The following is an 18,214-nucleotide window of genomic DNA, read 5'->3' as shown; positions in this document are numbered from 1 at the left end:
CGCGAAGGTCGACTACATGCAGGTCGCGCGCGAGACGCTGAACAAGGTCGGATACACCGACGACCGCTTCGGCATCTGCGGCGACACCTGCGGGATCATGGTCTCGATCCACAACCAGTCGCCCGACATCGCGCAGGGCGTCGCGAAGGACCGCAAGGTCCACCTCGAACAGGGCGCCGGCGACCAGGGGATGATGTTCGGCTACGCCTGCAACGAGACGCCCGAGTTCATGCCGACGCCGATCATGTTCGCGCACCGGCTCATGATGAAGCTCGCCGACCTGCGCTTCTCGCGGAAGCTCAAGTACCTGCGCCCCGACGCCAAGAGCCAGGTGACGATCGAGTACGACGGCCAGCAGCCGGTGCGCGTCGAGGCGATCGTGATCTCGACCCAGCACGAGCCCGACGCCGAGCAGGAGAAGATCCGCGCCGACATGATCCGGCACGTGATCAAGAGCGAGATCCCCGAGAAGCTGATCGACGGCGAGACGAAGATCCACGTCAACCCGACCGGGCGCTTCGTCATCGGCGGGCCGGTTGGCGACTGCGGGCTGACCGGGCGCAAGATCATCGTCGACACCTACGGCGGCATGGCCCGCCACGGCGGCGGGGCGTTCAGCGGCAAGGACCCGACCAAGGTCGACCGCTCGGCCGCCTACGCCGTCCGCTGGGTCGCCAAGAACGTGGTCGCCGCCGGCCTGGCCCGCCGCTGCGAGGTCCAGGTCGCCTACGCGATCGGCGTCGCCCACCCGGTGAGCGTGTTCGTGGAGACGTTCGGCACCGAGCAGGTCGACCCGGAGAAGCTCGGCAAGCTCATCCCCGAGTTCTTCGACCTGCGCCCGGCCGCGATCGTCCGCGACCTCGACCTGCGCCGGCCCATCTACCGCAAGACGGCCGCCTATGGGCACTTCGGCCGGACCGAGCCGGAGTTCACCTGGGAGTCGACCACCCGGGCCGAGGAGCTGGCCAGGGCGGCCGCCTCCCTCTAGGACGACCGCGCCAGCCGAGGCTCACCACCCGGCCGCGGGCGGGGTCACCGTCGCGGCCGGGGGCGCCGCCACGGCCGGGGTCGAGGTCGTCGTTGACGTGCCCCTCTTTCACCTCGACCGGCCGTTCACCTACCGCCTGCCCGAGGCGCTGCGCGGCCAGGTCCGGTTCGGCAGCCGGGTGAAGGTCCCGTTTGGCGGCCGGCGCCGGGTCGATGCCTGGGTGGTCGGGTTCACCGACGAGCTCCCCGACGGCGCCCGCGACGTGGAGCGCCTGGTGTCGCCCGTCCCCGTGTTCGGCCCCGAGGAGCTGGACCTGCTGCGCTGGGTCGCCACCCGCTGGGCGGGCACCCTGACCGACGTGCTCCGCCTGGCCGTCCCAGCCCGGGTCGCGGCCGTGGAGGCGTCCGAGGCTGCGCCGCTCCCGAGCGGCGCCGTCACCGGCGACTCGGGGCCGGCCGGCGGCGCGGCGGCGGCCGACCCCTTGGTCGAGCTGGTCGGCCGGGGCCGGGCCGGGGCGGTGTACTGGAGGACCCTGCCGGGCGAGGAGCGCGGCGCCCGGGTCGTGGCGCTGGTCGAGGCCGCCCTGGCGGCCGGGCGGAGCGCGATCGTGGTGGCCCCGGAGGTGGTGGCCGGCTCGGCCGTGCTCGACGCGGTGCGCGCCCGCTTCCCGGATGTGGCCGACCTGTCCAGCGACCGGTCCGAGCGGCGCCGCTACCGGGCCTGGGTGGAGGTGCGCCGGGGCCGCGCCCAGGTGGTCGTCGGGGGCCGGTCGGCGGTGCTCGCCCCGGTCCGCCGCCTGGGCTGCATCGTCGTGGACGAGGAGGCCAACCCGGCCCACAAGGAGCAGCGCACGCCCCGCTACCACGCCAGGGAGGTCGCGCTCGGCCGGGCGGCCTGGAGCCGCTCGGTGTGCGTGCTGATCGGCGCGGTGCCGTCGGCGGAGGCGGTGGCCGCCGTCCGGGCAGGCCGCTGCCGCCTCCTCGAGCCGGACCGGGTCGCCGAGCGCCTGGCCCGCCCGCTCGTCGAGGTCGTCGACCCCGACGACGAGGGGCCGAGCGCGGCTCGGCTCCACCCTCGGGGCCTGGCCGCCATGCGGGAGGCGCTGCGCCGGGGGGAGAGCGCGTTCGTGCTCGTGCCGAGGCGGGGCGCTGCCGACCCGGATGCGCCCGGCGCCCGCACCGCCGGGCAGGTCGCCACCGAGCTGGCCCGGATGCTGCCCGGCGTGCCCGTGTGGCGGCTGGACCGGGAGGTGGTCGACCCCAAGGCCAAGCCGCCGTGGGCGGGCGAGGGCCCAGGCGTGGTGGTCGGCACCGTCGCCGGGGTGAAGGACACACCCCCGCTGCCGCTGTGCCGGACGGTGGTGGTGGTGGGCGCCGACGCCGCCCTCGGCCAGGCCGAGGTGCGCGCGCCCGAGGAGGCCTACCGGACCTGGACGAGGGCGGCCGCCTGGTGCGGGCCCCACGACCAGCCCGGCCGGCTCGTGCTGCAGGCCAGGGACGGCACCCACCACGCCGTCCAGGCCCTTGTCCGCTCCGACCCGGTGTTCTTCTGGCGCCACGAGCTGCCGCGCCGGGTGGAGCTCGGCTTCCCGCCCGCCCGCCGGCTGGTGCTCGTCGAGGGTCCGCTGCCCGAGGAGGCGGCCACGGCCAGGTCCGCGCTCGCGGCTGCCCTCGGCCCGGGCGCCGAGCTGCTCGGACCGGCCGCGATGGGTCGGGGCTGGCGTATCATCGCCAAGGTCAGGGACGCGGAGGCGGCCGCGCTCGCACTGCGGCCGGTGCTGGCCGAGGCGTCCCGGTCGGGAGGGCCACGCATGTCGGTCGACGTCGAGCCGCTCGAGGTGCTGGCCGCCCTCCGGGCGTCCGCCACCACCTGACCGGCCGGTCGCGGCACCGTGGCCCGCGGCGACGACGAAGGAGAAGGCATCCGGTGGCCCTGCTCGAGATCCGCCTGTTCGGCGACCCGGTCTTGAAGGAGCGCGCTGCGCCGGTCACCGAGTTCGGACCGGACCTTGCCCGCTTCGGCGACGACCTGCTCGAGACGATGTGCGCGGCCGCGGGCGTCGGGCTGGCCGCGCCCCAGGTCGGCGTGCTGAAGCGGATGTTCGCCTACGACCTCGGGGTGAACGAGGAGACCGGCGAGCACCCGTTCGGGGTGCTGGTCAACCCGGTCATCACCAGGCGCGCCGGCGAGCAGGACGGCGAGGAGGGCTGCCTGTCGCTGCCCGGCATCTACTACGACTGCGTGCGGGCGATGGCGGTGACGGTCGCCGCCCGGGACGTGCACGGCGCGCCGCTCACCCTCGAGGGCTCCGGCCTGCTCGCCCGCGTGTTCCAGCACGAGATCGACCACCTGGACGGGGTGCTGTTCCTCGAACGGCTGTCCCGGGCGGACCGCAAGCGGGCCCTGAAGCAGTGGCGCGAGCGGGACCTCGACCTGGAGGCGCCCGGGGTCGCACCGCACGTCCACCGCTCCGACGCCGCCAAGATGCTGTAGTGAGGACCCCGGCAAGGGCTGCCCGGCCGGCGCCGCGCTCCCACGGCGCCCAGGCTGCCGCGCTCCCGTGGCGTCCAGGCTGCGGCGACGTCCATGCCGGCGAGGCGTCGACCGGATCCGGCGAGGCGTCGACCGGGTCCGGCGAGGCGCCGGCCGGGCAGGCGCTCGGAAGGAAGGCCCTAGGCGTGCGCGTGGTCTACTTCGGCACCCCCGCCGCGGCCGTCCCGCCGCTCGAGGCCCTGCTCGCCTCCGGGCACGAGGTGGTGGGCGTGGTCACCCGGCCCGACAAGCCCCGCGACCACCGCGGCGGCCGGCCGTCGCCGTCCCCGCTCAAGCAGGCCGCCGAGCGGCACGGCCTGGAGATCGTCCAGCCCGAGCGCGGCCGCGACCCGGAGCTTCCCGCCCGGCTCGCCGCGTTCCGGGCCGACATCGGGATGACCTGCGCGTTCGGCTTCCTGCTGCCGCCCGAGGTGCTGGCCTCGTTCCCCAGGGGCGTGCTGAACCTGCACTTTTCGCTGCTGCCCGCCTACCGCGGGCCCGCCCCGGTCCAGCGGGCGCTGCTCGACGGGCGCACCGTCACCGGGGTCTGCACGTTCGTGATCGACGAAGGCATGGACACCGGCCCGCTGCTGCTGTCGGCCGAGGTCCCGATCCTGCCCGGCGAGGACGCCGGCGCCCTCACCGCCCGCCTGGCCGAGGTGGGCGCCCAGGTCACCGTCGAGACGCTGGACGCGCTCGAGCAGGGCGCGATCTCGCCCCGGCCGCAGCCGGCCGACGGCGCGAGCCTGGCCCCGAAGGTCACCCCGGACGAGGCCCGCCTGGACTGGGGCGCCTCCAGCGCCCGGGTGGTCAACGCGGTGCGCGCCTTCACCCCGGCCCCGGGCGCCTGGACCACCCTGCGCGGCCGGCGGCTCAAGCTGCTCGAGGCGCGGGTGGCCGCCGGTCCCAGCGAAGCCTCGCCCGGCCTGCCCGGCTCGGAGACCGTCAGCGGCGCCGAGGCGGTGACAGGCGCCCACCCGGCACCGGCCGCGCGGGCGGCCGGGCGGCTCGGCCTGGCCCCTGGGGAGCTCGAGCTCGGCCCCGGAGGCGTGCTGCTGGCCGGGACGGGCGACGGCGTGGTCGAGCTGGTCCGCGTCCAGCCGGAGGGGAGGCGGCCGATGTCGGGTCCCGAGTTCGCCAGGGGCGCGCGGCCGGCGGCGGGGGAGTGGCTCGGGGACCGGTGACCGTCACCGCCCGCGACGTCGCCCTGGCCGCGCTCGGCCGGGTGGACGAGGGCGCCTGGGCCAACCTTGCCCTGCCCGGCCTGCTCAACCGCTCCGGGCTCGGGCCGGGCGACCGGGCCGCGGTCACCGACCTGGTCAGCGGCACCCTGCGGCTGCGGGCGGCGCTCGACACGGCGCTCGCGCCGCTCTCCCGGCAGCCCATCGCCCGGCTCGAGCCGCTGGTCCGCAACGGCCTGCGGCTGGGCGCCTACGAGCTGCTGTTCGCGGGGACGGCCCCGCACGCGGCCCTGAACGAGGTGGTGGGGTCGGTGCGCCGGGCCGGCCGCCAGGGGCAGGCCGGGTACGTCAACGCCGTGCTCCGCCGCCTGGCCGCCACCGAGCCGCGCTGGCCCGACCCGGCCGCCGACCCGGTCGGCTGGGCGACCACCCGCGGCTCCCACCCGGCCTGGGTGGTGGAGGAGGCGCTCGCCCGCATCGGCCCTCGCGAGCTGGTCGCGCTGGTCGAGGCCGACAACGCCCGCCCGGCGGTCACCCTGCGGGCCACCCCGGGCCGGACCACCCGAGACGAGCTGCTCCGCGAGCTGGATGCAGCGGGCGTGCCGGCCGGGCCGAGCGTGCTCTCCCCCGACTGCGTCGAGCTGGCCCGGGGCGACCCGCGGGAGCTGGCTGCGGTGCTGGACGGCCGGGCGGTCGTCCAGGACGCCGCCTCGGCGCTGGTCGCGCCCGCCCTCGGGGTGGGCCCGGGCGCGCTCGTGGTGGACCTGGCCGCCGGGCCCGGCGGCAAGGCGGGGCACCTGGCCGCGCTGGGGGCCCGGGTGCTCGCGGTCGAGCTCCACCCGGCCCGGGCCCGGCTCGTGCGCGAGACCGCCGACCGCCTCGGAAGCGAGACCCAAGCCCGGCTGCTGGCGCTCGTGGGCGACGGCACGCAGCCGCCGGTCGCGGCCGGCCGGGCCGACGGGGTGCTGGTGGACGCGCCCTGCACGAACCTGGGCAGCCTGCGCCGGCGGCCGGAGGCACGCTGGCGCCACCAGCCCGGGGAGGTCGAGGACCTGGCCGCGCTCCAGCTCCAGCTGCTCGAGGCCGCCGCCGACGCCGTCCGCCCGGGCGGTGCCGTCGTCTACTCGGTCTGCACCTGGACTCGTGCCGAGACCGACGCGGTCGTGGACGCCCTGCTGGAGCGCAGGCCCGACCTGGACCCGGCCCCGCTCGCCGGCCCTGCCGGACCGGGTGCCCGGCGGCAGCTCTGGCCCCACCGGGAAGGCGCCGACGGCGTCTTCCTGGCCCGGCTGGTCAAGATTGCATGAGCGAGGTCGCCGGCCCGCCTCACCTCGCCGCCCGCCCGGCCGATAGCATTCCCAGACGCGCTCCCGGTCCCCGGGGGCAGAACGACTCCGGAGGAGCGACGTGGTCCGACGCCGACGCCGAGCACCGTCCGCCCCGCACCCTCCCGACCCGGTCCGCCCGGCCGGCCAGGAGAAGCGGTAGCGGCGTGGACGAGCTGGTGCTGATCGCCGACGACGACCGCGACATCGTCCGTTTCGTCGAGGTGAACCTGCGTCTCGAGGGCTTCGAGGTGATCACCGCCCACGACGGCCAGGACGCCCTGGTCAAGGCGCTCGCCAGGCAGCCCGACCTGGTCCTGCTCGACGTGATGATGCCCCGCCTGGACGGCTACGAGGTCTGCAAGCGGCTGCGGGCCGACGGGCGCAGCGCGCACATCCCGGTGATCATGCTGACCGCCAAGTCGCTCTCGGCCGACAAGGTCCTCGGCCTCACCGCCGGCGCCGACGACTACATCATCAAGCCGTTCGACCCGATGGAGCTCGTCGCCCGCGTCAAGACCACCCTGCGCCGGGCCAGGGAGATGCGGGCCCTCTCCCCGCTCACCGGGCTCCCGGGCAACCACCGCATCGAGGCCGAGATCCAGCAGTGGATGGCCCGCGAGGCACCGATCGCGGTCGCCTACGCCGACCTCGACAACTTCAAGTCCTACAACGACCGCTACGGGTTCCTCCGGGGCGACGAGGTCATCTCGATGGCCGCCCAGGTGGTCCGGCGGGCCGCCCACGACGCGGCCGGCGCGGCCGGCTTCGTCGGCCACATCGGCGGCGACGACTTCGTGGCCGTCCTGCCGCCCGAGGTGGCCGAGGACTTCGCCCACCGGGTGATGACCGGGTTCGACCGCCACATCCCGAGCCTCTACGACCCGGAGGACGCCGAGGCGGGCGTGATCGCGCTCGAGGACCGCCAGGGCCAGCTCCGCCGCTTCCCCCTGGTGTCGGTGTCGATCGGCATCGCCTGCAACGCCCGGCGCCGGATCAGCGACCACCGCGAGCTGGTGGCCACCGCGACCGAGCTGAAGAGCCTGGCCAAGCGGGAGCCGGGCTCGGCTTACGCGATCGACCGGCGCACCGGCGAACCGTAGCCCGCGACGCTGCGTCGCATGGAGTCTCACGTCGAGGTGGCGGGCGAGGGCGTCCAGCCGTGCCCGTCCACTCCGGGACCTGCGACAGCGGCATGGGTGCTCGGCTTCCTGGCCAGGTACGGACGGACGCTCAGCGGCGGCGCTGGGCGCGGACCAGGTCGGCCAGGGCGTCGTGGGGTCGCGGCTCGAACAGGTAGGCGCCCTGAGCCACGTCGCAGCCGAGCGCGCGCAGCTCGGCGAGCTGCCCGGCCGTCTCCACCCCGTCGGCCTGGGCCTGGATCCCGAGGGCACGGGCCAGGCCCGCGACGGCGGCCACGATCACGGTGTCGTCCCGCTCCCGGCCAAGCCCGGCCACGAACGAGCGGTCCACCTTCAGGGCGTCCACCGGGAAGCGGCGGAGCATCGCCAGCGAGGACGAGCCGGTGCCGAACTGGTCGATCGCGAGCGCGACCCCGAGCCGCTTCAGCGCATGCAGGACGGTCTCGACCGCGTCGGCGTCGCCGAGCAGCAGCCGCTCGGTCACCTCGAGCTGGAGCGAGCCGGGGCCGAGGCCCGCGTCGGCCACCACCTCGCCGATCCCCTCGACCAGGCCTGGCTGGGCGAGCTGGGCGGAGAGGTCGACCGAGACGCACAGCGGGCGACCCGCGCCCAGCTCCCCCCGCCAGGCCGCGGCCTGGCGGCACGCCTGGCCGAGCAGCCAGCTCCCGACCACCGGGGCGAGCCCGCTGCCGGCGACCAGGGAGCGCAGCCCGGCCGGGGGGACCACGCTCCCGTCCGGCCGCCGCCAGCAGGCAAGCGCCTCGGCACCCACCACGCTGCCGTCGTGGAGCGAGACCATCGGCTGGTACACCACCTCCAGCTCGGCGCGGTCGACGGCCCGGCGCAGGGCGTGCTCGGTCTCCAGCCGCTCCCGGGCCCGGGTCCGCATGGCCGCGTCGTACAGCTCGAAGCGGGCCTTGCCGCGCTCCTTGGCCAGGTACATGGCGGCGTCGGCGTCGCGCAGCAGCCCCTCCGGGTCGTCGCCGGGGCCTCCGCCGGCCAGGGCGACCCCGATGCTGGGGGTCACGAACAGCTCGTGACGGCCGATGCGGATGGGCTTGGGCACCTCGGCGAGCAGGCGCAGGGCGATGCCGACCGCCTCACGCTCGGAGTGGAGGTCCTCGCAGAGCATGGCGAACTCGTCGCCCCCGAAGCGGGCGACCGTGTCGGCCGGCCGGACGATGTCGCGCAGGCGGCGACCCACCTCCACCAGGAGCCGGTCGCCCACCTCGTGCCCGAGAGCGTCGTTGACCGACTTGAACCGGTCCAGGTCGAAGAACAGCACCGCGACCGACCCGGGCCGCCGGCGGGCCCGGGCCAGGGCCATGCCGAGGTGGTCGAGGAACAGCGCCCGGTTGGGCAGCCCGGTGAGTTCGTCGTGGGTGGCCTGGAAGGCGAGCCGCTCCTCGGTCCGCTTCCGCTCGGTGATCTCCTGGGCGATCATGCCGATCCCGAGCACCCGCCCGGCCGGCCCGCGCACCGGGTGGAAGCTGGCCAGCCAGTGGCGCCAGGAGCCGCCCGGACCCTCCACGCGCAGCTCGTGGTGGACGACGGGCTCGCCACTGGCCAGCACCTGGCGGAGCAGCTCGGGCACGTCGCCAGGCAGGCCGGGGATCACCTCGGGCAGCGCCCGCCCGGCCAGGGCGCCCGCGGGCAGGCCGGCCGCCTCGGCCAGGGCCTGGTTGGCCCGGACGACCAGCAGCCCGGCGTCAAGCAGCGCGATGCAGGCTGGCGCGCTCGCGACCAGGGCCTCCAGGTCCGGCGGCGCGTCGGCCCGGCCTGGGGCCGGGCGCCGCGCCCCGCCCAGGGAGGAGCCGCCGTCGTCGGCCACCGGTCAGCACCTCCCCCTCCCCAGTCCCTGCCGCCCTCGGAGGAGCCTGGGGCGGCCGACCGGGTCCCGACACCCTGAGCCAGTTTGGCGCCCCGCCACGGGCGGCGCCAGCGCATCCCGGCCTCGGACGGAACCCGCCGGCGTAGCCGCCGGCAGCGGGCGGTAGCGGGGGCCGCTGCGCCCGGCCAACGGTACGGCGGCGCCGGGCCGCACGGCCGCTGCGCCCGGCCAACGGTACGGCGGCGCCGTACCGCACGGCCGCTGCGCCCGGCCAACGCCACGGCAGCGGGCGGCCCGCGCCCAGCTCGCCCCACCGAGCGGGTGCTATTCTGGCAGGTGAGTACGTACGTCTCCGGGGCGGGGTGGAACTCCCCACCGGCGGTGAGAGCCCGCGACCCCCGAGCGGCCAGCTCGGGGTGGACCCTGTGCGACCCAGGGGCCGACGGTGACAGTCCGGATAGGAGGAGGCGGGCGGACCGGCGGGTCTTCGCCGTGCCAGCAAGGCGCCGACGCGGGCGCCCGGCCTCGGTGACGCCGCCGACCGGCCCCCACGCTTCGGGACCGACCGGGGAGCGGCAGGTGGCTGGAGCAGAGCGGCGCGAGGACGAGGCCTGGATGGCCCGCGCCGTCGCGCTGGCCGAGGGCGGCCGGGGCACGGTCAGCCCCAACCCGATGGTCGGCGCCGTGCTCGTGCGGCAGGGCGAGGTCGTCGGCGAAGGCTTCCACCTGGCCCCGGGCAAACCACACGCCGAGGCCGAGGCGCTGTCCCGGGCCGGCCCAGCCGCCGCCGGCGCCACCTGCTACGTGAGCCTCGAGCCGTGCACCCACCACGGCCGCACTCCGCCCTGCGCAGACGCCCTGGTCGAGGCCGGGGTGGCCCGGGTGGTCGCCGCCGTCACCGACCCCGACCCGCGCGTGGCCGGGGCCGGCTTCGCCCGTCTCCGCGCCGCCGGGATCGAGGTCGCGGTCGGCACGCTGGCCGAGGCGGCCGAGGAGCAGAACGCCGCCTTCCTCACCCACCGGCGGCTCGGGCGGCCGCGGGTCACCCTGAAGGCCGCGGCCAGCCTCGACGGCAAGGTCGCGGCGGCCGACGGTACCTCCCAGTGGATCACGGGGCCGGAGGCCCGTGGCGACGCCCATCGGCTGCGCGCCGAAGCCGACGCGATCGCGGTCGGGGCTGGCACCGCCCTGGCCGACGACCCCCGGCTGACCGTCCGCCTCGCCCAGGGGGGCCTGGGCCGGAGGCCGCTGCGGGTGCTGGTCGACGCGGCCGGGCGGGTCGGGACCGCCGGGCACCTGTTCGACGGCGAGGCGCCCACACTGGTCGCGACCACTGTGGCCGCGCCAGCTTCCGTCCGCGCGGCCTGGGAGGCGGCCGGGGCCGAGGTGCTGGTCTGCCCGCCGGCCGGCCGGTCCCGGACCGTCGCCCCACCGGCCGCGGGCGAGGGCTGGACCTCGCGTGGTCCCGGACCGACCGGGCCCGCAGGCGAGGGCCCGGCCTCGGGTGGTCCCGGACCGACCGGCCTGGCGGGCGCCCCCGGGGTCGACCTCGGGTGGCTCGCGGCCGCGCTCGGCGAGCGCGAGGTGCTCGAGCTGCTGGTCGAGGGCGGCCCCCGGCTCCACGCGAGCCTGTGGGCGGCGGGCCTGGCCGACCGGCTGGTCTGGTACCTGGCGCCGCTGGCCATCGGCGGCGCCGGCGCGCCCGGCCTGCTCGCCGGCGCTGGCGCGCTCACCCTGGCCGCCGCCCGTCGCCTGCGGGTCGCCTCCGTCGACCACCTGGGCGCCGACCTTCGTGTGGTCGCCTACCCCGTGAAGGTCCCCGACCACGGCGAGGCCCGAGCCCGGAGCGGGAGCCCGGGGGGGTTCGGGGGGGCAGAAAGCGCCCCCCCGGCGGAACGGGCAGCCACGCTGCCCACCGAGGAGTGGCAGGAGACGTCAACCAGCACCGAGAAGGGGCGGTAACGATGTTCACGGGAATCGTGGAGGGCCAGGGGATCGTGGTCGAGTTGCGGCTCGCCGCCGGGGGTGAAGGCGCCCGCCTGGAGTTGGAGGCGCCGTGGCTGGTGGACGGCCTCGGCCTCGGGGACTCGGTCGCGGTCAACGGCTGCTGCCTGACCGTGACGGAGCTGACCGGGTCGGGGTTCGCGGCCGACGTGGTGGCCGAGACCCTGCGCCGCACCGCGCTCGGCCGCCTGGCAGCGGGCGGGCGGGTCAACCTGGAGCAGCCGGTGGCCGCGGGCGGGCGCCTCGGCGGGCACCTCGTCCAGGGCCACGTCGACGGCCTCGGCCGGGTGCTGGACCGCACCCTGGTCGGGAGCGGCCCGGAGGGGTCCGGGGAACCCCGAGGGGGTGCCCCGGCCAGCGTGGAGATGCGGTTCGGGATCGACCCCGACCTGGCCCGCTACGTCGTGGTCAAGGGGTCGATCGCGGTCGACGGGGTGAGCCTGACCGTCGCCGGGGTGGGCCCGGACTGGTTCTCGGTCGCCCTGGTGCCCCGCACCCTGGCCGTCACCACGCTCGGCACCCGGCGGCCGGGCGACCAGGTCCAGCTCGAGGTCGACGTGCTCGCCAAGTACGTCGAGCGCCTGCTCGAGCCGTGGACCCACCCGCAACCCGAGCAGGCAGGAGGTCGAAGGGCATGACCAGGTTCGCGAGCGTCCCGGAGGCGGTGGCGGCCATCGCGGCCGGCGAGATGGTGGTCGTCGTCGACGACGCCGACCGTGAGAACGAGGGCGACCTGATCCTGGCCGCCGAGGCGGTGACGCCCGAGAAGATCGCGTTCATCGTGCGCCACACCTCGGGCGTGGTGGTCATGCCGATGCTCGGCGAGCGCCTCGACGAGCTGGACCTGCCGCTGATGGTGGCGGTCAACACCGAGGCCCACCGGACCCAGTTCACCGTCTCGGTCGACGCCAGGGCCGGGGTGACCACCGGCATCTCCGCGGCCGACCGGGCCACCACGATCGCGGCCCTGATCGACCCGGCCACCCGCCCGGCCGACCTGGCCCGGCCCGGGCACATCTTCCCGCTCCGCTACCGGGAGGGCGGGGTGCTCAAGCGGGCCGGCCACACCGAGGCCGGGGTCGACCTGGCCCGCATGGCCGGCCGCTACCCGGCCGCGGTGCTGTGCGAGATCGTCAACGAGGACGGGACCATGGCCCGCCTGCCCGACCTGGAGCGCTTCGCCGACCGCCACGGCCTCGAGCTGATCGCGATCGCGGACATCATCCGGTACCGGCGCCAGCGCGAGAAGCTGGTCCGGCGGGTGGCCGAGGCGCGCATCCCGACCCGCTGGGGGCCGTTCACCGCCTACGGGTACGAGTCGGTGCTCGACGGCGAGCAGCACCTCGCGCTGGTCAAGGGAGCGGTGCAGGGGGAGCGGGACGTGCTCGTGCGCGTGCACTCCGAGTGCCTCACCGGCGACGTGTTCGGGTCGCTGCGCTGCGACTGCGGCCCCCAGCTGGACGGGGCGCTCAGGCACGTCGCCGAGGAGGGTCTCGGGGTCGTGGTCTACCTGCGGGGCCACGAGGGCCGGGGCATCGGCCTGGCCCACAAGCTGGCCGCCTACAACCTGCAGGAGCAGGGCAGGGACACCGTCGACGCCAACCTGGAGCTGGGCCTGCCCGTGGACGACCGGGAGTACGGCATCGGCTCCCAGATCCTGGTCGACCTCGGCGTCACCACCATGCGCCTGCTCACCAACAACCCGGCCAAGTACACCGGCCTGGGCGGCTTCGGCCTGCAGATCGTCGAGCGGGTCCCCCTGGAGACCCACCCGAACCCCGAGAACCTGCGCTACCTGCGCACCAAGCGGGAGCGCCTGGGCCACCTGCTCGACCTGCCCGAGGGCGAGGTCACCGAGATCTCCACCGGCACCGAGGGGACCGAGGGGGTTCGGGGGGCTCAGGGGTAGCCCCCCGATGGACCAGGCTGGCGACGAGGGAGGGAGCCCGATGGGCAAGGTGTTCGAGGGAAGCCTGGACGGCGGCGGGCGGCGGTTCGCGATCGCTGCGAGCCGCTTCAACCGGCTGGTGACGGACCCCCTGGTGGCCGGGGCCAGGGAGGCGCTGCGCCGCCACGGCGTGGCCGAGGCCGACGTGGACGTGGCCTGGGCGCCCGGGTCGTTCGAGCTGCCGCTGGTCGCGGCCAGGCTGGCCGCGACCGGGCGCTACGCCGGGGTGGTGGCGCTCGGCGCGGTGGTGCGCGGCGCCACCGCGCACTTCGACTACGTGGCCGGCGAGGCCGCCTCGGGCCTGGCCGCGGTGGCCAGGGCGAGCGGGGTGCCGGTCGCCTTCGGCGTGCTCACCACCGACACCATGGAGCAGGCGCTCGACCGGGCCGGCGGCAAGGTGGGCAACAAGGGGGCCGAGGCGGCCCTCACCGTGCTCGAGACGGCCGGCCTGCTCGAGACCATCGACAAGGGTTAGCCCCAGACCACCACCAGCGCGCCTGATCGACACAACCCCCTGGTCGCGGGTTACCGTCGCCCCTTCGCCGCCACCGACGGGGACCCGCCGCTTCGGCCCCTACCAGATCGTTGCAGCGAATCGTTGCAGCGACCAAGCCTGAGACGTGCGGCGCCGTGAACACCGGGCGGCGCCACGTGTGGGCCCTGCGTCGAGCACGGGCATGACCGGCGGCGTGGGTCAGGCGGCGGCGTGGGTCAGGCGGCGGCGAGGTCGCGCCGGTCGAACGCGGTGGCGCCGGCGATGCCGGCGACCAGGCCGATGCCGGCGAGGATGCCCGCCGCGGCCCAGCGGGGATCGGCGGCGGGCACGAGCGCCACGTGGTGGAACAGCGACAGGTCCAGGAGCCACGGTGAAAGCTTGAGGAGGGAGCCGACCATCTCGAGCAGCAGCGACCAGGCGACCACTCCGTAGGCGACAGCGGTGGCCACGCGAGGAGCCAGCCCGTACAGCAGGGTGCCGACGCCGAGCACGAAGGTGGCCGAGGGCAGGGTGTTGACCGCGGCGAGGAGCAGCCTGGGCAGGCCGATCCCGGTGTGCTGGAGGGCGGCGCCCGCCCACGTCAGGACCCCTGCGGTGAGCGCGACGACGACGAGAGCGCCAGTGGCGACCGCGAGCCGGCCGGCCAGCCACGACCGCCGCGAGACGGGCCGGGCGAGGAGGTGGTCGAGGTGCTCGTCGGCTTCTTCCTGGCGGATGGCGCCGACCTGGCCGGAGGCGGCCAGCGCGACCAGGGTGCCGACCGTCAGGAACCCGGCGCCGGTGTAGCTGACGGCGCCCTGCTCCTGGCTGCCGAGGCGCTCGTAGAACTGCCGGATCATGTCGGAGCCGCTGGTGGCCTGCGCGGCGGCGTTGGCGACGAGGCCGATCACCAGCCCGAGGCCGCCGACCGCGGCGGCCCAGCCCAGGGTGACGGGGCGGGTCAGGCGCACGGCCAGGCCGAGGGGCGAGTCGAGCAGCCGGGTGCGGGCAGGGGCGGTGTCACGGCTGGGCAGGATGCCGGCACCGGTGTCGCGGACGCCGGCCAGGTGGACCGTGAGCGCTGCCAGCACGCCGACCAGCAGCGCGATCGGGACCAGGACCGTCGGGCGGCTGCCGGTGAGCGGGCGTAGCTCCTCCACCCAGCCGATCGGGCTGAGCCAACGCAGCCAGGACAGGCTGGGGGTCGAGTCGGCCAGCATGCGCAGGAGGTAGGCGACGCCGAGGACAGCTGCGCCGAGGCCGGCGGCCTGGCGACGAGTGGCGGCGAGCTGGGAGCTGAGAGCGCCGACGGTGAGAAAGATCGCTGGACCGGCGGCCAGCGCCAGCGACAGGTAGAGGCTGGCCGACAGCGAGAAGTCGACGTCGGGGCTGCGGCCGGTGGCCACGGTCAGCACGGCTGTGATCGCCCAGAGCAGCACCAGGCCGGCGCCGAGCCCGGCCAGGGCGCTGGCGCTGGCGCGCCTGCGGGTGGTCCGACCGGCCAGCAGCAGCTCCCAGCGGCCGGCGTCCTCCTCGCCCCGCAGCGCACGGGTCGAGGCCAGCAGCGCCCAGACCCCGCCGACCACACAGAGCAGGACCAGGCAGCGCCAGGCGGTGAACCCGGCGGCGGTGTCGATGTGGCGGGCGGGTCCCAGCAGGGCCTGCACGCCGAGGTTGGACCCCAACGAGGCCACGAGCGCGCGGCGGGCGGCGGGGGTCGGGTAGGCGGAGGCGAAGGCCAGCGCGCTCGACGCGACGGTCCCGCCGAACACAATGCCCCACACCAGCGCGCCGCGGCGGACCTGGCGCGCGACGTGACCGGCGATGACCAGCCCCGCTCGGCCGCCGCTCCGGGCCGCGGCGACGGCTTGGGCGGGGACGGCGCCGGCGGGGGCGGGGCCGTCCTGACGCTCGGCGGTCTGGCTGCCCAGGCGGTCACGCTCACCGGGCATGGCTGGTCGCCTCCTCCTTCGTCGACGCCGCGGTGAGGAGCGGCTCGGCGCCGTAGTGGGCCAGGAACAGCTCTTCCAGGGAGGGCTCGCGGATGATCAGGTGGGTCACGTGCGTCTCGGCCAGGACGCGCAGCAGCGGCTCGACCGGGCCGTACACCTGGCAGCGCAGCCGGTCGTCGTGTGCCTCGACGACGGCGACACCGGGCACGCCCGACAGGTCGGGCACAGGGCCCGCGAACGTCGCCTCGACCGTCACGGCCGACAGGTGGCGCAGGTCGGCCAGGGTGCCGGTGTCCACCACCCGGCCCGCGCGCAGGATCGCGACCCGGTCGCACACGGCTTCGACCTCGGCCAGGATGTGCGACGACAGGAACACCGTCTGCCCGTTGCGCCTGGCCTCCCTGACGCACTCGCGGAACGCCTGCTCCATCAGCGGGTCAAGGCCGCTGGTCGGCTCGTCGAGCACCAGCAGCTCGGCGCGGGTCATGAGCGCCGCGATCAGCAGGACCTTCTGCCGGTTGCCCTTGGAGTAGGCGCGGACCTTCTTGGACGGGTCGAGCGCGAACCGCTCGACGAGCTCGTCGCGGTAGGCGGTGTCGACGCGACCGTGGACCCGGCCGAGCAGGTGCAGCACCTCCGCGCCGGTCAGCGACGGCCACAGGCCGGCCTCGCCGGGCACGTAGGCGAGCAGCGCATGCGCGGTGACCGCCTGGGCCTGGGCGTCGAGGCCGAAGATCTCGGCCCGGCCAGCGGTGGGCCGCAACAGGCCGAGCAGCAGCCGGATCGTGGTCGTCTTGCCCGCCCCGTTTGGCCCCAGGAACCCGAGCACCTCGCCGGGCGCCACCACCAGGTCGAGGTCCTGCAGCGCCGGCACGGAGCCGTAGTGCTTGGTCAGCCCCTCGGTGCGGATCGCGGGGCCGGCCGCGCTGGAATGGGTGGTCATCGTCCCTCCTCGTCGTGCTGCTGTTGCCGCTGCCGTTCCTCCCAGCCCGCGAGCAACCCCGGGAACGCGTCCTCGAAGTAGGCGAACAGCTCACGCATGTCCTCCAGCCGCTCGCGCCGCGCGGGCGGGTCGTCGGCGAGCAGGCCGATGCCCTGCTCGGCCAGCTTGCGGAGCTCGATGACCTGGGCGTTGCGCTCGGTCACCAGGCGCGTCCAGGCATGTGGCCGGAGACGGTAGTAGGTGCGCCGGTCGCCGCGCAGGCTGACCCGATCGACCAGGCCGGCCTGGATGAGCATGCGGGTGGTCATGCTGATCGACCCGTTGCTGGCGTGCAGCGCCGCCGCGAGCTGCCCGGCGGACTGGTGCGGGGGGTCGCAGACCAGCAGCCAGCCCAGCATCCGACCGGCCATGCGCGTCGACCCGGCCGCCTCGAAGAACAGCCCGATCTCGGCCACGAAGTGGTGGAGGCCGGTTTCCTGGTCCATGTCGCCACCTCCCGGGGATGCCGCCATCCCGACTGACGATCTACTTGGTCTTCTGAGACTTCAATAGGTTTTGAAACTTTGATACCAAAGCGAACGGCGGCAGCACAGAGACCAGGGCCCGGCTCGTCTCTCTCCGAGGGGCGTTGACCTGGTCTCCGAGGGTGGGTTGATCTGGGTCTCCGAGGGTGGGTTGATCTGGGTCTCCGAGGGGACGTTGATCTGGGTCTCCGAGGGGACGTTGACCTGGCAAGATGTAGACCAGGGTGGGCCAGGGTGGACGCACCTGGACCAGCAGGTCGAGCGACAAGGACAGGAGACCCCGTGCCGTGCTGAAGCTCGTGCTGCCCAAGGGGAGCCTGGAGCAGGCCACAATGGCGCTGTTCGACGCCGCCGACCTGCCCGTCAAGCGGGGGAGCGACCGCGACTACCACGGCTCGATCGACGACCCCAGGGTGGAGCGGGTCTCGGTGCTGCGGCCCCAGGAGATCCCCCAGTACGTCGAGGAGGGCTTCTTCGACCTTGGCATCACCGGCCGGGACTGGGTCGAGGAGACCGGCAGCAAGGTGGTGACCCTGGCCGAGCTGCCCTACTCCAAGCAGACCTCGAACCCGGTCCGGGTCGTGCTCGCCGTCCACCGCGACCTCGGCGTCACCCGGCCCGAGGAGCTCCGGCCTGGCCTGCGGGTGTCGACCGAGTTCCCCAACCTCACCCGTCGCTGGTTCGCCGAGCTCGGGGTGCCCGCCCGGATCTTCCCGTCCTACGGGGCGACCGAGGCCAAGGTGCCCGAGATCGTCGACGCGGTCGTGGACCTGACCGAGACCGGCTCGACCCTGCGCCGCCACGGCATGGTCGTCGTCGCCACCCTGCTCACCTCGTTCACCCAGGTGGTCGCCAACGTCGAGTCGGCCGCCGACCCGGCCCGCCGCCAGGCCATGGACGACCTGGTCACGCTGCTGGTCGGCGCGGCCACGGCCCGCTCCAAGACCCTCATCAAGCTCAACGTGGCCGACGCCGACCTGTCCCGGGTGCTCGCGGTGCTGCCGTCGATGAAGGCGCCCACCGTCAACGAGCTGGCCGACTCCGGCTTCCACGCGGTGGAGACGGTGGTCGACAAGGCGGGGGTGAACCGCCTCATCCCGACCCTCAAGGCGGCCGGCGCGTTCGACATCCTCGAGCTGCCCATCGCAAAGATTGTGCAGTAGCCACCCGGCCTCGGTGGCCGGCGGGTGTCACGGCCGGCCCCTGCCCCCGCCCTGCCCCAGCCCTGCCCCCGCCCTGCCCCCGCCCTGCCCCAGCCCTGCCCCAGCCCAGCCCCAGCCCAGCCCCAGCCCAGCCCCAGCCCCAGCCCCAGCCCTGGGTCCGGCTCGGGTGTGGGCCGGGGCCGAGTCCTGGCCCGGGTCCACGTCCC

The 18,214-nt window shown here is 75.5% G+C and carries 15 protein-coding genes and 1 riboswitch; of the genes, 11 read left to right on the top strand and 4 right to left on the bottom strand.

The genetic code is table 11. The annotated features are described in order from the left end of the window. The 6 genes from metK to VG276_19720 form a co-directional block, all read left to right on the top strand. The coding region (metK, locus tag VG276_19745; protein ID HEV8651564.1) for a methionine adenosyltransferase at positions 1-988 on the top strand (988 nt) is incomplete at its 5' end. Further along, positions 900-2,861 carry a hypothetical protein gene (locus VG276_19740; protein ID HEV8651563.1) on the top strand — a complete coding sequence of 654 codons (1,962 nt, stop codon included), beginning with the start codon at positions 900-902 and terminating at the stop codon, positions 2,859-2,861. The genes metK and VG276_19740, both read left to right, overlap by 89 nt. Positions 2,862-2,914: 53 nt before the next feature. Then, the gene (gene def / locus VG276_19735) at positions 2,915-3,481 is read left to right on the top strand and encodes a peptide deformylase (protein ID HEV8651562.1); all 567 of its coding nucleotides are present in this window, start codon (positions 2,915-2,917) and stop codon (positions 3,479-3,481) included. Further along, entirely contained in the window at positions 3,481-4,704 is a 1,224-nt protein-coding gene (fmt, locus tag VG276_19730) for a methionyl-tRNA formyltransferase (protein HEV8651561.1), read from the top strand. The genes def and fmt overlap by 1 nt, the downstream gene beginning before the upstream one ends. Further along, on the top strand, positions 4,701-6,008 hold the full coding sequence (locus VG276_19725; protein HEV8651560.1) for a transcription antitermination factor NusB: 1,308 nt from the start codon (positions 4,701-4,703) through the stop codon (positions 6,006-6,008). Before fmt ends, VG276_19725 begins: the two co-directional genes overlap by 4 nt. 185 nt (positions 6,009-6,193) lie before the next feature. Beyond that, on the top strand, positions 6,194-7,129 hold the full coding sequence (locus VG276_19720) for a response regulator (GenBank protein ID HEV8651559.1): 936 nt from the start codon (positions 6,194-6,196) through the stop codon (positions 7,127-7,129). A gap of 130 nt (positions 7,130-7,259) precedes the next feature. Here the strand turns inward: VG276_19720 and VG276_19715 are convergent, their stop codons facing one another. Next, positions 7,260-8,999 carry an EAL domain-containing protein gene (locus VG276_19715; GenBank protein HEV8651558.1) on the bottom strand — a complete coding sequence of 580 codons (1,740 nt, stop codon included), beginning with the start codon at positions 8,997-8,999 and terminating at the stop codon, positions 7,260-7,262. A gap of 344 nt (positions 9,000-9,343) precedes the next feature. Beyond that, a riboswitch (FMN riboswitch) is annotated at positions 9,344-9,472 on the top strand. A gap of 106 nt (positions 9,473-9,578) precedes the next feature. On the opposite strand from VG276_19715, the gene ribD reads away from it, so the two are divergent. From ribD to ribH, 4 genes are read left to right on the top strand one after another with little or no spacing between them, the layout of a single operon-like run. Continuing rightward, positions 9,579-10,961, top strand: a complete 1,383-nt coding sequence (gene ribD / locus VG276_19710) for a bifunctional diaminohydroxyphosphoribosylaminopyrimidine deaminase/5-amino-6-(5-phosphoribosylamino)uracil reductase RibD (protein HEV8651557.1) — start codon at positions 9,579-9,581, stop codon at positions 10,959-10,961. A gap of 2 nt (positions 10,962-10,963) precedes the next feature. Continuing rightward, positions 10,964-11,641 carry a riboflavin synthase gene (locus tag VG276_19705; GenBank protein ID HEV8651556.1) on the top strand — a complete coding sequence of 226 codons (678 nt, stop codon included), beginning with the start codon at positions 10,964-10,966 and terminating at the stop codon, positions 11,639-11,641. Further along, the gene (locus VG276_19700) at positions 11,638-12,912 is read left to right on the top strand and encodes a bifunctional 3,4-dihydroxy-2-butanone-4-phosphate synthase/GTP cyclohydrolase II (GenBank protein ID HEV8651555.1); all 1,275 of its coding nucleotides are present in this window, start codon (positions 11,638-11,640) and stop codon (positions 12,910-12,912) included. Before VG276_19705 ends, VG276_19700 begins: the two co-directional genes overlap by 4 nt. Before the next feature lie 40 nt (positions 12,913-12,952). After that, entirely contained in the window at positions 12,953-13,426 is a 474-nt protein-coding gene (gene ribH / locus VG276_19695) for a 6,7-dimethyl-8-ribityllumazine synthase (GenBank protein ID HEV8651554.1), read from the top strand. 236 nt (positions 13,427-13,662) lie between these two features. Here ribH and VG276_19690 read toward each other — a convergent pair whose 3' ends face one another. From VG276_19690 to VG276_19680, 3 genes are read right to left on the bottom strand one after another with little or no spacing between them, the layout of a single operon-like run. Then, entirely contained in the window at positions 13,663-15,378 is a 1,716-nt protein-coding gene (locus tag VG276_19690; GenBank protein ID HEV8651553.1) for a polyketide antibiotic transporter, read from the bottom strand. Then, a complete protein-coding gene (locus VG276_19685) occupies positions 15,368-16,321 on the bottom strand; it encodes an ABC transporter ATP-binding protein (GenBank protein HEV8651552.1) in 954 nt (317 codons plus the stop codon). Before VG276_19685 ends, VG276_19690 begins: the two co-directional genes overlap by 11 nt. Then, positions 16,318-16,806, bottom strand: coding sequence for a MarR family transcriptional regulator (locus VG276_19680; protein HEV8651551.1), 489 nt, complete (start codon positions 16,804-16,806; stop codon positions 16,318-16,320). Before VG276_19680 ends, VG276_19685 begins: the two co-directional genes overlap by 4 nt. A gap of 326 nt (positions 16,807-17,132) precedes the next feature. Between VG276_19680 and hisG the strand changes: the two genes are divergently transcribed. Then, positions 17,133-18,008 carry an ATP phosphoribosyltransferase gene (hisG, locus tag VG276_19675; protein ID HEV8651550.1) on the top strand — a complete coding sequence of 292 codons (876 nt, stop codon included), beginning with the start codon at positions 17,133-17,135 and terminating at the stop codon, positions 18,006-18,008. Positions 18,009-18,214: the final 206 nt, after the last annotated feature.

It is taken from the genome of Actinomycetes bacterium (assembly GCA_036000965.1).
Taxonomy (GTDB): domain Bacteria; phylum Actinomycetota; class CALGFH01; order CALGFH01; family CALGFH01; genus DASYUT01.
The sequence above is the reverse complement of the archived record's forward strand: the minus strand, read 5'-3'. Positions and strand labels throughout refer to the sequence as shown.

Coding starts and splice junctions, on each gene's coding strand:
- ribH (HEV8651554.1), top strand. CDS start 12,953: ATGGGCAAGGTGTTCGAGGGAAGCCTGGACGGCGGCGGGCGGCGGTTC.
- VG276_19700 (HEV8651555.1), top strand. CDS start 11,638: ATGACCAGGTTCGCGAGCGTCCCGGAGGCGGTGGCGGCCATCGCGGCC.
- VG276_19690 (HEV8651553.1), bottom strand. CDS start 15,378: ATGCCCGGTGAGCGTGACCGCCTGGGCAGCCAGACCGCCGAGCGTCAG.
- VG276_19680 (HEV8651551.1), bottom strand. CDS start 16,806: ATGGACCAGGAAACCGGCCTCCACCACTTCGTGGCCGAGATCGGGCTG.
- VG276_19740 (HEV8651563.1), top strand. CDS start 900: ATGGGCACTTCGGCCGGACCGAGCCGGAGTTCACCTGGGAGTCGACCA.
- VG276_19685 (HEV8651552.1), bottom strand. CDS start 16,321: ATGACCACCCATTCCAGCGCGGCCGGCCCCGCGATCCGCACCGAGGGG.
- VG276_19705 (HEV8651556.1), top strand. CDS start 10,964: ATGTTCACGGGAATCGTGGAGGGCCAGGGGATCGTGGTCGAGTTGCGG.